Origin of the sequence: Nocardia donostiensis, from assembly GCF_002081715.1 — a bacterium.
Classification (GTDB): Bacteria; Actinomycetota; Actinomycetes; order Mycobacteriales; family Mycobacteriaceae; genus Nocardia; species Nocardia donostiensis.
Map to the genome: position 1 here is coordinate 1 of NZ_MUKP01000022.1, position 13,098 is coordinate 13,098.

The 13,098-nt window shown below is 66.8% G+C and carries 10 protein-coding genes; 4 read left to right on the top strand and 6 right to left on the bottom strand.

Going from position 1 to position 13,098, the window contains the following annotated elements; all coding sequences use genetic code 11:
- A partial coding sequence (gene dnaE, locus B0T44_RS15670) for a DNA polymerase III subunit alpha (RefSeq protein WP_077119821.1) occupies window positions 1-2,810 on the top strand: 2,810 nt, incomplete at its 5' end.
- Window positions 2,811-2,870: 60 nt separating this feature from the next.
- Here the strand turns inward: dnaE and B0T44_RS15675 are convergent.
- The 3 genes from B0T44_RS15675 to B0T44_RS15685 all read right to left on the bottom strand — a co-directional run bounded on the left by B0T44_RS15675 (window position 2,871) and on the right by B0T44_RS15685 (window position 5,414).
- Window positions 2,871-4,106 carry a Cmx/CmrA family chloramphenicol efflux MFS transporter gene (locus B0T44_RS15675; protein ID WP_077119823.1) on the bottom strand — a complete coding sequence of 412 codons (1,236 nt, stop codon included), beginning with the start codon at window positions 4,104-4,106 and terminating at the stop codon, window positions 2,871-2,873.
- 71 nt (window positions 4,107-4,177) lie between these two features.
- Window positions 4,178-4,750 (bottom strand): TetR/AcrR family transcriptional regulator, encoded by a 573-nt coding sequence (locus B0T44_RS15680; RefSeq protein WP_077119825.1) that lies wholly within the window; start codon window positions 4,748-4,750, stop codon window positions 4,178-4,180.
- Window positions 4,751-4,796: 46 nt separating this feature from the next.
- A complete protein-coding gene (locus tag B0T44_RS15685; protein ID WP_077119827.1) occupies window positions 4,797-5,414 on the bottom strand; it encodes a class I SAM-dependent methyltransferase in 618 nt (205 codons plus the stop codon).
- Window positions 5,415-5,809: 395 nt separating this feature from the next.
- On the opposite strand from B0T44_RS15685, the gene B0T44_RS15690 reads away from it, so the two are divergent.
- The gene (locus B0T44_RS15690) at window positions 5,810-7,033 is read left to right on the top strand and encodes a serine hydrolase domain-containing protein (RefSeq protein WP_077119830.1); all 1,224 of its coding nucleotides are present in this window, start codon (window positions 5,810-5,812) and stop codon (window positions 7,031-7,033) included.
- Window positions 7,034-7,058: 25 nt separating this feature from the next.
- Here the strand turns inward: B0T44_RS15690 and ilvA are convergent, their stop codons facing one another.
- Window positions 7,059-8,414: a threonine ammonia-lyase IlvA gene (ilvA, locus tag B0T44_RS15695; RefSeq protein ID WP_077119832.1), complete on the bottom strand. Its 1,356-nt coding sequence runs from the start codon at window positions 8,412-8,414 to the stop codon at window positions 7,059-7,061.
- 80 nt (window positions 8,415-8,494) lie between these two features.
- A complete protein-coding gene (locus B0T44_RS15700) occupies window positions 8,495-8,929 on the bottom strand; it encodes a nitroreductase family deazaflavin-dependent oxidoreductase (protein WP_077119834.1) in 435 nt (144 codons plus the stop codon).
- 105 nt (window positions 8,930-9,034) lie between these two features.
- Here B0T44_RS15700 and B0T44_RS15705 point away from each other — a divergent pair, with 105 nt between their 5' ends.
- Complete coding sequence (locus B0T44_RS15705) at window positions 9,035-9,292, top strand: hypothetical protein (protein ID WP_077119836.1); 258 nt, start codon at window positions 9,035-9,037, stop codon at window positions 9,290-9,292.
- 127 nt (window positions 9,293-9,419) lie between these two features.
- Complete coding sequence (locus tag B0T44_RS15710) at window positions 9,420-10,592, top strand: T6SS phospholipase effector Tle1-like catalytic domain-containing protein (protein WP_077119838.1); 1,173 nt, start codon at window positions 9,420-9,422, stop codon at window positions 10,590-10,592.
- 27 nt (window positions 10,593-10,619) lie between these two features.
- Here the strand turns inward: B0T44_RS15710 and treY are convergent, their stop codons facing one another.
- Window positions 10,620-13,046: a malto-oligosyltrehalose synthase gene (treY, locus tag B0T44_RS15715; RefSeq protein WP_081512198.1), complete on the bottom strand. Its 2,427-nt coding sequence runs from the start codon at window positions 13,044-13,046 to the stop codon at window positions 10,620-10,622.
- Window positions 13,047-13,098 lie beyond the last annotated feature (52 nt).

Below are 13,098 nucleotides of genomic sequence, written 5' to 3' on the forward strand. Positions count from 1 at the left end.
ATCCGACCAGGTTCAAGTTCGGTGGCGATGGCTACTATCTGAAATCGGCCGCCGAGATGCGTGAGCTCTGGGACGACCAGGTGCCTGGGGCCTGCGACAACACCCTGTTGATCGCCGAACGGGTGCAGCCCTACGACGACGTGTGGGCGTTCAAGGACCGGATGCCGGTGTTCCCGGTCCCGGAGGGGGAGACCCAGAACTCGTGGTTGCGCAAGGAGGTGGCGCGGGGGCTGGCCCGGCGGTTCGCGGGCAAGGAGGTGCCGCAGCGTTACCGGGATCGCGCCGACTACGAACTCGACGTGATCGAGCAGAAGGGTTTCCCCGCCTACTTCCTGGTGGTCGGCGACCTCGTCTCGCACGCGAAGGAAGTCGGTATCCGGGTCGGTCCCGGCCGTGGTTCGGCCGCGGGTTCGCTGGTCGCCTACGCGCTCGGTATCACGAATATCGACCCGATCCCGCACGGTCTGCTGTTCGAGCGGTTCCTCAACCCGGAACGCCCGTCCGCTCCCGATATCGATATCGACTTCGACGATCGCCGCCGCGGTGAAATGGTGCGTTATGCCACCGAGAAGTGGGGTAGTGACCGCGTCGCCCAGGTCATCACTTTCGGCACCATCAAAACGAAAGCGGCGATCAAGGATTCGGCGCGGGTCCAGTTCGGCCAGCCCGGTTTCGCCATCGCCGACCAGATCTCCAAGGCGCTGCCGCCGCCGATCATGGCCAAGGACATCCCGCTGTCGGGGATCATGGACACCGAGCACGAGCGGTACAAGGAGGCCGCCGAGGTCCGCGAGCTGATCGGCAGCAACCCCGATGTCGCCAAGATCTACGAGACCGCGCTCGGGCTGGAGGGCCTGATCCGTAACGCGGGCGTGCACGCCTGCGCGGTGATCATGTCGTCGGAACCGCTGATGGATGCCATCCCGCTGTGGCGCAGGGCCCAGGACGGCGCCATCATCACCGGCTGGGACTATCCGTCGTGTGAGGCCATCGGCCTGCTGAAGATGGACTTCCTCGGCCTGCGCAACCTCACCGTCATCGGCGATGCGCTGGACAACATCAAAGCCAACCGCGGCATCGACCTCGATATGGACAACCTGCCGCTGGACGATCCCGCCACCTACGAACTGCTGTCCCGCGGCGATACGCTGGGCGTGTTCCAGCTCGACGGCGGCCCCATGCGGGATCTGCTGCGCCGGATGCAGCCCACCGGGTTCAACGACATCGTGGCCGTGCTCGCGCTGTACCGGCCCGGCCCGATGGGGATGAACGCGCACAACGACTACGCCGACCGCAAGAACGGCCGTCAGCCCATCACCCCGATCCACCCGGAGCTGGAGGAACCGCTCGCCGACATCCTGGCCGAAACCTACGGCCTGATCGTCTACCAAGAGCAGATCATGTTCATCGCCCAGAAGGTCGCCGGGTACACCATGGGCAAGGCCGACGCGCTGCGTAAAGCCATGGGTAAGAAGAAGCTCGAGGTGCTCGAGGCCGAGTACAAGAGCTTTCACGAAGGGATGACGGGCAACGGGTTCTCCGAGGAAGCCGTGAAGGCGCTGTGGGACACCATCCTTCCGTTCGCCGGATACGCGTTCAACAAATCACATGCCGCCGGCTACGGGCTGGTGTCGTTCTGGACCGCCTACCTGAAGGCCAACTATCCCGCGGAATATATGGCCGGTCTGCTGACCAGCGTCGGTGACGACAAGGACAAGGCGGCGGTGTATCTGTCGGACTGCCGTCGTCTCGGGATCACCGTGCTGCCACCGGATGTCAATGAATCCGAGCACAACTTCGCCTCGGTGGGCGCGGATATCCGGTTCGGGCTGGGTGCGGTCCGCAATGTCGGCACGAACGTGGTGTCGTCGATCATCGCCGCACGCAAGGAGAGGTCGAAGTTCACCGACTTCTCCGATTACCTGAACAAAATCGATGCCATCGCCTGCACCAAGAAGGTCACCGAATCTCTCATCAAGGCCGGTGCTTTCGATTCGCTCGGGCATCCGCGCAAGGGTTTGCTGCTGATCCACTCCGACGCCATCGACGCGGTGATGTCCACCAAGAAGGCCGAGGCGATCGGCCAGTTCGACCTGTTCGGCGGGATGGGCGACGAGGGCGACGACTCGGTGGCGTCGGTGTTCGATGTGAAGGTTCCCGACGAGGAATGGGACACCAAACACCGGCTGGCGCTGGAACGGGAAATGCTGGGGCTGTATGTCTCCGGGCATCCGCTCACCGGTGTCGAGCATGTGCTCGCCGCCCAGGCCGACACCCAGATCCCGGCCATTCTGGAAGGTGATCTCAAAGACGGAACCCAGGTGACCGTCGGCGGCATCCTCGCGTCGGTGAACCGCCGTATCAACAAGAACGGTCTGGCGTGGGCGTCGGCGCAGCTCGAGGACCTCACCGGTGGTATCGAGGTGCTGTTCTTCCCGCAGGCGTATTCGGTGTACGGCATGGATGTGGTCGAGGACGCGGTGGTGCTGGTGCGGGCACGGGTGTCGGTGCGCGACGACCGGATCTCGTTGATCGCCAACGATCTGGCCGTACCGGACCTGTCGGCGATCGGGGTGGCGAAACCGCTGTCGGTCACCATCAGCACACGGATGTGCACCCCCGACAAGATCGGCGAACTCAAGCGGGTGCTGTCCCGGCACCCGGGCACCTCCGATGTGCATATCCGGCACGTAGGCGCCCGCGATAAGACCACGCTGCTGAAACTTGCGGACAGCCTGCGGGTGTCGCCGTCGTCGGCGTTGATGGGTGACCTCAAGGCCCTGCTGGGGCCGGGCTGCCTCGCCGGCTGACACCGCAGGGGGTGCCTCCACCTGGGCTGCTGCCGCTACGACAGGTAGCGGCAGCAGGCCTCACACCCCGGATTCGACGAGTGCTTCGGGCCGTGTTCCCGGTATCGCGACGGGAGCGGGCGCCGAGCCTGATGTCGGCTCGATATGGCCCGGTGTGCGGCGTTGCAGCAGGTGAGCGATGGCAACGGTGCTCAGCGCGGCGGTAGCGACGACGGCGGCGATCCACCCGGTGACCGCGTAGTCGTATCCCGCGTCGATGGCGAGCCCACCCAGCCATGGGCCGACCGTAATACCGATATTGAACGAGGAGACGTTGCCTGCGGCCGCCAGGGTGGGCGCGCCGGGCGCCAGAGCGAAGACGCGGGAGTTGAGTGTGGGGTTGGTGGCGAAAACGAAAGCGCCGAGCAGGAATACCAGCACCACTGTGGCCGCCGCGTATTCGGCGGTCAGTGCGAGCAGCGTGGCGGCGCCGACCACGCCGGTCAGACCGATGTAGAAGGTGCGGAACGGGTGGGCATCGCTGGTGCGTCCGCCGATGGTGATGCCGAGCAGCGAACCCAGCCCGTACACCGCAAGCACGGCAGGGACCCAGGTCTGCGCGATACCGGTGGTTTCGACCAGCAGCGCACCCAGGTAGGCGAAGATGACCAGCCCGGCCGCTGTGGCCAGCGCGGTGGTGCTGTAGGACAACCACAACCGCGGGTTGATCAGGGCGCGCAGTTCCGCGCGCAACCCAGAGGTGTGCGTGTCGTTCCCGGCGGGGATCTTTGCCAGTACGCCGATCATCGCGAACGCCGTCAGCAGTGCGACGGCCCAGAACGCGCCTCGCCAGCCGAGCTGCTGCCCGATCACCGTCCCCGCGGGTAGCCCGATCACGGTCGCGACGGTGAGCCCGCCCGCCACGATGCTCATCGCCTTGCCGCGGGACTGTGTGGGCACCAAGCTGATCGCGGTCGCCGCCGCCAGCGCCCAGAAACCGGCGTAGACGAACGCACCGACCACCCGCGTCCCGAACAGCACCCAGTAATCCGAGGTCGATGCGGCCACGATGTGGGTGGCCAGGAATACCGCGAGGAAGACGAGTAGTGCGGTGCGCTGGGGCAGCCGCCTCGTTGTCACTGCCAGGATCGGCGCGCCGACCAGCATGCCGATGGCGAAGGCGGAGATCAGCAGACCCGCGCGGGGGATCGAGACGCCGAGGTCGGCGGCTATTTCGGTGAGCAGACCGGCGAGCATGAACTCGGAGGTGCCCTGGGCGAATATGGACAGCCCCAGGACGTAGATGGCGACGGGCACGAAAACCTACCTTTTGTATCGTTCAGTCCAAAACTTGGGTGGGGGAAACGACTGTGATCGAGGGCAGAGGGTTAGAAGGCGTCGAGTGCGGTGTTCGCGATGGCGGCGAGTTCGGCTCGGTCGGCGCCGCCGCGCGCTGCCACGCGCATACCGCTGATGGTGGAGATCAGGAACAGGGCCAGGGCGCGCGTGTCCTTGTCGGCATCGATCTCACCTGCCCGTTTACCTGCCTCCAGGGTGGTGGTGAGCAGGGCGAGCCGGTGCTGTTTGTCCTTGCGCAGGGTTTCGGCTGTCTCGGGGTCTTGCGGTGCGAGCTCGACGAGTGTGTTGACGACCAGGCAACCGGCGGGTTCGCCTTCGGGGGCGTCGACGGTCTGCCAGAGCAGCGCTCGGATCTTCGTCCTGGTATCGGCCTCGCTGTCGAGAAGTTCGGCGAGGGTGGCGTTCTTGTCGTCCATGTATCGGCGCAGTACGCGCTGGAACAGGTCGCGTTTGCTGGTGAAAGTGTTGTAGATGCTGCTGCGGCCAAGTCCGGTGGCCTCGCACAGGTCTCGAGTCGAGGTGGCTTCGTAGCCCGCGGTACAGAATGCGCGCAAGGCGGCGTCGAGTGCGCGCTCTTCTTCGAATGCCCGTGGTCGTGCCATGGGAGCACGGTAGCAGTTTTGGATTGTTCGTTTCAATACTGTGGGGTTATGGCGACACGGCGACCCCGAGCGACTGTGCGTCGATGAACCGCGGGCCTGCCTCCCCGTAAAATATGTCGACCTCGCGCATACGGAAACCGGCGTCCTCGATCAGCCCGCGGATATCGCGGTCGAGATTGCAGCCGCCCGCGAGCACCTTCTGGATCGGATTGAGCCGGTGCTGCCACGTCTGCACCCCCGGGTCCGGGGCGAGTCCGTGTTCGACGAAGTGCAGCGTTCCGCCCGCCACCAGCACCCGCCGCACCTCGGCCAGCGCGGACGCGATATCCGGGATGGTGCACATCGTCCAGGTGGACAGCGCGCAATCGAAGCTGTCGTCGGGGAACGGCAATGACTGTCCGTCCAGACCGGCCCGTTCGATCGGCACCGGCGCCGACGCCAACCGGCCCGCGGCCAGCTTCCACCCCAGATCCGCCGGCTCGACCGCGCTCACCGACTGCACCGCAGGCGGATAGAACGGTACATTCAACCCTGATCCGAACCCGAGCTCCACCACCCGCCCGGACAACCCCGCGCACACCCGCTCCCGCAACGGGTCATTGGCCCTCATCCCGCACGCCACGTTCACGATGTGCGGTACGACACGGTCGCGATAGATCCCCACAACTTCACTGTCCCAGTCAGGACAGCGGGGGGCAAGGGCAATGGTGTTTGCCCGTGGCGACTCCCGCATCGACTCGCGACCAGGGGTAAGGCTGCACTGGTGTTACAGCGCTGGACGATGACTTCCGGGGCGCCCGGCGCCGCACACGCGCCGGCTTCACGTCCATGTGGTCTGGATGAATGTCGACAGCAGGCAGCGCAGCACATCAGGGCCGGTCCGCGGCGAGGTGGGCGACCGCCGAGCTCACCGTCCCGGACAGCCGTTCGGACCCTCCACGCCGTTTGCGTGGTTTCCGGCGATACGGGCGGCAAGTATGCGCACGCCGGTGTCCTCGGGGTGGGGCTGTCCGAGACGCCGAAGTTGCCGAAATTATGGCACGACCGTACTGTGAATAGATGAGCAGCGTTGCTTGTTCCGGCACGGCCGGGCCCGAATTCCGGCGTTTGACGTCGGCTTTCGCGCGGATCTTCGGGACCAGGCGCGGTGCGGGCGGTGCGTTGGCCGTCTATCTGCACGGGGAGCCGATCGTAGATATCTGGGCCGGTAGCGCCGGGCCGGGCACGCCGTGGACCCGGGAGACCGGCGCACTCGTGTATTCCGCGACCAAAGGCGTGGCCGCCACGGTGATCCACCGGCTCGCCGACCGGGGGCTGATCGACTACTCCGCACCCGTCGCCGAGTACTGGCCGGAATTCGCGGCCGGCGGTAAAGGCAAGATCACCGTCCGGCAGGTGATGACCCATTCGGCGGGGCTGTCCGGTATCCACCGGCTCGCGAGATCACCGGAAGAACTGCTCGATCACGAACTGATGGAAGAGCGATTGGCTGCCGCCAGACCCGATCGTTCGCTCGGTGTGCCCGTCTATCATGCGCTCACCTACGGATGGTTGGTGGCGGGGCTGGCGCGTTCGGTCACCGGACTCGGAATGAAGGATTTGTTCCGGCAGGAAGTAGCCGCACCGCTCGGGATCGACGGAATCCACCTGGGCCGCCCGCCTGCCGATTCCGCCGTGACGATGGCCGATGCCGCGGGGTCGGGGCTCGGTGTGGCCGGGACACCGTTCGGGATGCGACTGCTCACCGGCCTGTACGGCGTGCCAGGCGCGGCAGGCGCCGCGACCCGATCGATGTTCGTGCCGGGTGTGCAGACCATCGTCTCGGGTGTGAACCCGCCGATCCTCGACACCGAACTGGCCGCGGCCAACGGGGTGTGCACCGCGAACGGGCTCGCCGCCCTGTACGGGGTGCTCGCCTGCGACGGGATGGCGGGCGCGGACCGCTACCTGTCGCGGCCCACGATGAAAGCCATCCGCCGGATCGAACGCTACCGCCCCGACGCCGGACTGTTCTTCTATGTCCCGCCGCTGTGGCATCTGGGCTACCACTCGTTCCCGACCATGGGCAGCCCGGCGGGGTTCGGCCATATCGGTCTCGGCGGGTCGCTCGGCTGGGCCGATCCCAAACTGGGGTTGTCGGTGGGGTTCGTGCACAATCGGCTCGCGATCAACCAGCTGGCCTGGGATATGGCGGCGGGCAGCTGGCTGCTGCCGCTCATCCTGACCGGATTGCGCGCCGCAGGCAAGATCACCCGCGACGAAATCCGCGAAGCCGCCGCGTAACCGGGCCCGGCCGCGGCGGCAACGCTCAGGTGAGGTAACGGTAGGCGGGCGAACCGGGTTCGAGGCGTTCGCACTGGATCGGTGATTCCCGCATCCGTTCCAGCAGCGCGGGCAGATCGGTGCGGGAACCGAGCTCGATACCGACCAGCGCGGCACCGGTCTCCCGGTTGTTGCGTTTGACGTACTCGAACAGAGTGATGTCGTCGTCGGGGCCGAGTACTTCGTCCAGGAAACGGCGCAGCGCACCCGGCTCCTGCGGGAAATCCACCAGGAAGTAGTGCTTGAGCCCCTGATGCACCAGGGAGCGTTCGATGACCTCGCCGTAGCGGGACACATCGTTGTTGCCGCCGGATACCAGGCACACCACCGTGGAACCGGGTTCTACGTCGATCTCGGACAGGGCAGCGACCGCGAGCGCGCCCGCGGGCTCGGCGATGATGCCCTCGTTCTGGTACATATCCAGCATCGTCGTGCAGATCGCTCCCTCGTCGACCGCCAACATCCGGAACGAACCGGCACCCTTCGGGTACTCGGTGCCCACCAGCAACGGCAGCGACGCATGCGAGACCACCCGGCCGCCGAACCCGGCCACAGCCGCGTACGGCACCGCGCCGACCCGCAGCACGGACGCGCCGTCGACGAACGGATCCACCTCCATCAGGGTCACCGGCTCGCCGGCGATCAGCGCCGCGGCCATCGACGCCGCCCCGGCGGGCTCCACCCCGAGGATGGCCGTGCCGACCGACCGGGCGCGCAGGTAGGTGCCGACACCGGCGAGGCAGCCGCCACCGCCGACGGGCACCACCACCAGATCGGGGGCGGTATCGAGCTGGTTCAGGATTTCCACTGCGATGGTGCCTTGCCCGGCAGCGGTGCGGGCGTCGTCGAACGGCGGCACCAGGGTCGCGCCGGTCCGTTCGGCATCGGCGAGGGCGGCCGCGGCGGCAGCATCGTAGGTTTCACCGACCGCGATCAGCTGCACGAATTCGCCGCCATGCACCCGGATACGGTCGCGTTTCTGCCGCGGGGTCGTGGTCGGCACGTAGATGCGGCCGGATATGCCCATGGCGCGGCAGGCGTAGGCGACGCCTTGAGCATGATTGCCTGCGCTCGCGGTGACCACGCCTGCGGCGCGTTCGCGCTCGCTGAGCTGCACCACCAGGTTGTAGGCGCCGCGCAGCTTGTAGGAGCGGACGACAGTCAGATCCTCACGTTTGAGGTACACCCGCGCGCCGGTCAGCTGCGACAGCCGCGGGCACAGCTGTAGTGGGGTGGGCTCGATAATGTCGGTAATTCGCTTCGCGGCGGCATCGATCTCGTCCGCGTTCAGCGTCGGACGTGCGGCTGACAGATCGTCGATGACATCGAGCGGATTGGACACTCCGAATATGGTGCCACCCGCCGCAGCGGACAGCTGCGGCGGGTGGGGTGGAAACGGCCGGAACCGGGCAGGTCGGGCGGTTAGCGGGGGGTGAGCACGAACACCGGGATCTGGCGGTCGGTATTCGTCTGGTAGTCGGCGTAGTCGGGGTAGGCGGCGACAGCACGCTCCCACCACAGATCGCGTTCTTCGCCGAAGACCTCGCGGGCGGTGTAGTCCTTGTTCACCGTGCCGTCGCGCAGTTCGACATGCGGTTCGGCGACAACATTGTAGTACCAGACGGGATGTTTGGGCGCACCGCCGAGCGAGGCCACGATGGCGTACTCGCCGTTGTGCTCCACCCGCATCAGTGGCGTCTTACGCAACTTGCCGGTTTTGGCGCCGCGGCTGGTGAGGACGACGACCGGCATACCGCGCATCGTCGTGCCTTCGGTACCGCCGGAGTTCTCGTATTTCTCGGCCTGTTCCCGAGCCCAGTCGGAGGTGCTCGGTGCGTATTCTCCAGTCAGAGGCATGTCAGGACCAACGCAGGCGCCGCAGGAACTGTTCCCGCGCTCGGCCGGGGAGCGGAAACCATAAGTTCGCTGGCCCGAACTTATGGACGGGGGTAGCCTGAACAAATGGCAGTGCGGCACTCGGTTCCAGCACGTGCCCTCGGCGCATCGAGGGCACGAAACACCACCTGTGTGATCGCCGGCGTCACATGGCCGGTGTACAAGCTGGAGGCATTGGCCGCCGGGCTGCTCACCCTGTTGGCGCTCGGGTTGATCACTGCCTCAGCGCAGACCGCGGTGCTCACTGCGGCCTCGGTTGCCGCGCTCGTATGGTTCGCCGGGCAGTGGCGCAGGCCCGAAGCCACGCACCCCGGCGAAGACTGATCCCGCGTTCGCGTAACCCGCAGCGGCACAGTACGGCACGGCTGACATCCGGATGCGCCGGGCGGCATAGTGTTTCGAGTAGTCCGCTACGCATACGGGGTCGCGCCGGGGAGGGGAAAATCGGGTTATGAAACGTCTTGTGGTGTGCTGCGACGGCACCTGGAAGGCCGAATCCAGTAGCACCGTCACGAATATCGTCAAAATCGCGCAGACCATCCGATACCAGGTGCCCGGTCCGGAGGGACAACCGGTGCAGCAGTGGGTCACCTATGTATCAGGGCCGGGCACAGGCGGTTTCCTCGCCGACCGGTGGATAGGCGGGGCGTTCGGGCTGGGGTTGGAGGCGAACCTTTCCTCTGCCTACTGGCATCTGGCGTTGAACTGGGAACCCGGCGACGAGATCTACATCTTCGGCTTCAGCCGCGGCGCCTTCACCGCGCGCAGCCTGGCCGGATTGATCTCCCGGGTCGGCATCCTCACCCCCGAAGCGATGATCGACGGCTGCTACCCGCAGGCGATGCGCCTGTACAAACAGCGCCCGCCCCGCGACGACTCCCCGTCCCGGCAGTGCGAGGCGTTCCGTGCCACGCACTGCCATCCCGAACCGGCTGATATCGACTTCCTCGGCGTATTCGACACCGTCGGCGCGCTCGGTGTGCCGGGGCTGACCTCGCTGCGGCACCGTTTCCACGATGTACGGCTGACCCCGAACGTGCGCTGCGCCCGGCAGGCGCTGGCCATCGATGAGCGAAGGCGCAACTTCGAACCCTGCTTGTGGGAGGTGCCGGTCGAACCGGAGCGCGAGTACCGCAAGGGTTTTCCCCGCGTGAAACAGGTGTGGTTCGAAGGTGTGCACAGCGATATCGGCGGCGGCTACGCCGAATGCGGCCTATCCGATATCGCCCTGCGCTGGATGATCGACGAAGCCGAATCGGTTGGGCTGGTGTTCGACCGGGACCGCCTCGACAGTCTGGCCCAGCAGTGCCTGGACGTGCCCGGCCATATGTGCCGCCACGACTCCCTCGGCCCCGGCTATCGAGCGCTCAACCTGCTGCGGGTCCTGCGCAACCCGCGCAGCGAACGGTTCTACTGGGACTCCTGGCGCCGCCTCGCCGCACCCGATGACCGGGGTATCCGGCTGGCCTCGGCCGCCCGGATGAGCGAACACGAGCCCGCCAACCTGCGGCGCTGGCGCGAGGAACTGGGCGGGCCGGTGCCGGAAGCGCTGATCGAACGAACCGGGGACGAGATCATCGGCACCGGACCCGAGCCGGGCGCGGCAGTCGAAACCTCGGCCTGACACCGGTGTCTGCCGCTGCTGCCGCGGTCACCGCACCAGCAGCGCTACCGGTAGCCGCGCGAACAGTTTCTCCATCCGGGCTCGGCCGGTGAACGTGTGCCCGGTGAGCCGGTCGGTCCAATTGCCCGGCGGCAGGTCCACGGCCGTATCCCCCCAACCGGAGTCGGCCAGGCCGACGCTGTAGCGGGTCGCGGCCACGATGACCTCGGGCTCGCTGCCAGCCCGCCCGCGCGCGTAGGCGACCAGTTTGCCTGCGTGGTCGCCGGTGCCGAACAGTGGTGTATAGGTGCCGCCGACAAAACAATCCGGCCGTTCCCTGCGCAGCCACAGCGCGTACGCGACGATCCACATCTTCGCCGCGCCCGTCACGTCCAGCCCCGGCGTCCCGGTCAGCGCGTGCAGCAGCCCGGCACGGGCGCCGAAATCAACCGGACGCCGATTGTCCGGATCGACCAGCGAGTCCTCCCACAGCTCACAGCCCTGATAGACGTCGGGAATCCCGGGTGCGCACAGTTGCAGCAGCTTCTGTGCCAGCGCGTCCGACCAGGCGTGCGGTGCGAGATCATGCACGAAATCGGTGAGCTGCCTGCCGACCGGCCCGTCGATCACCGCATCCACCCAGGTGTGCACCGCTGCCTCGAACTCGGTGTCGGGGTCTTCCCAGGAGGAGTGCTCACCGGCCTCGCGGACCGCTTTCTCCGCGAACCGGTGCAGCCGGTCGCGCAGACCGTGCACCGATGACACCGGGCGACCGTCCGCGGGCCAGACTCCGAACATGTTCTGCAGCAGGAACAGTGCCGTCGCCCCGTCCGGGGCGGGTGTGGTCTCCAACCAGGACGTCACCGCCCGCGCCCACGCCGGAGCCACCTGCGACAGCACCCCGATACGGGCACGCACATCCTCGCCGCGTTTGGTGTCGTGGGTGGACAGCGTGGTCATGGTGGCGGGCCAGCGCACCGCCCGCGCGGCGTTCGCCAGATGGAATTCGTTGAGCGAATGCCCGAACCGGGCCGGGTTGCCGCCCACTTCCTGCAATGACACCAGCCGTGCTGCCCGGTAGAAGATGGTGTCCTCGACGGCTTTCGCGGTCACTGCGCTGCTGACCTGACAGAACCGCACCATTGCCTCACCGCCCGCGGCCAGCGCAGCGACCAGGATCGACAACGGCGCCTGCAGTTCGCCGTTACGTCTTTCCACCTCGGCCACCACGGCACCGATCATTCCGGCCAGCGGCGCGTAATCGGCCCGGGACACCGGCACGAAGGCCAGCACCTCGATGGTCGCGTTGGTCACTGCCATGGTGTCGAAATGTTCGGCGCGGGCATCGCGTTTGACGGCCGCGACCAGCCGGCGCACCTCCGGCGCCAGAATACTTTCGGCCACCGCGCGTTTGATGCGGTGCTCCTTCTCGCCGAGCCAGATCCGGTCGCTGCCGTGCCCGGCGACGCGTCTGGACAATTCGGTCAGCGTCGGCTCGCCCGCAGGGTCGATCAGCACGCCACCGAAATCGGCGAGCGATTCGTAGCCGGTGGTCCCGTCGATCGGCAGGGTTGGATCCAGCGGTTCCCGGTTGGCCAGGATCTTCTCCACCAGCAGCAGCCGGTGCGGTCCGATCAACCGGCGCAACCGGGTCAGGTATCCGGCCGGGTCGGCGAGCCCGTCGGGATGGTCGACGCGCACACCGTCGATCAGATCGTGTTCGCACCAGGCGGCCAGTTCCCGGTGGGTGGCTTCGAAGACTTCAGGATCTTCCTGACGCAGCGCGGCCAGACCGTTCACCGCGAAGTAACGCCGGTACCCGCAGAGCCCGGCCTTCCAGGAGACCAGCCGATAGTGCTGTTTGTCGTGGATGCGCAGCGCGTTGTCGCCGTCGGTGTCCGGCGCGATGGGGAACCGCAGATCGTGCAGCGCCAGCATCGGTTCGCTGCCGGAACGGTCCACGGTGAGCGCGGCCGGGTCGTTCTCGCTGTGCAGTACCGGCAGCGCCAGCCGCCCGCCCGCGCCGTTGGACGGGCTCCAGTCGATATCGAAATAGTGCGCGAACTTCGATTCCGGCCCCAGGCGCAGCACATCCCACCACCACCGGTTCTGCTGTGGGTCGCCCACCCCGACATGGTTGGGCACCAGATCGACGATCAGGCCCATGCCGCGGCTGCGCACCTCATCGGCCAGCGCTTTGAGCCCGGCAGGCCCACCGAGCGCCGCGGAAACCGTGGTGGGGTCGGTGATGTCGTAGCCGTGTGTGGAACCGCGCGCCGCGGTCATCACCGGCGACAGGTACACATGCGAAATACCGAGCTGCTGCAGGTATTCGGCGATTGCGGTGGCATCGGCGAAGGTCAGCGCGTCGGGCCGCAGCTGGAGGCGATAGCTGCTGCGCACCGTGGTGGGGCGGATGCGGCGCCGGGCGAGCGGATCGGTGGGCTGGGTAGCGGAAATGAGCTTCTCAGTCATCTTCGTGTCGGTCATGCGGTGCGGCGGAGGACGAACAGACAATGCGCGGGGA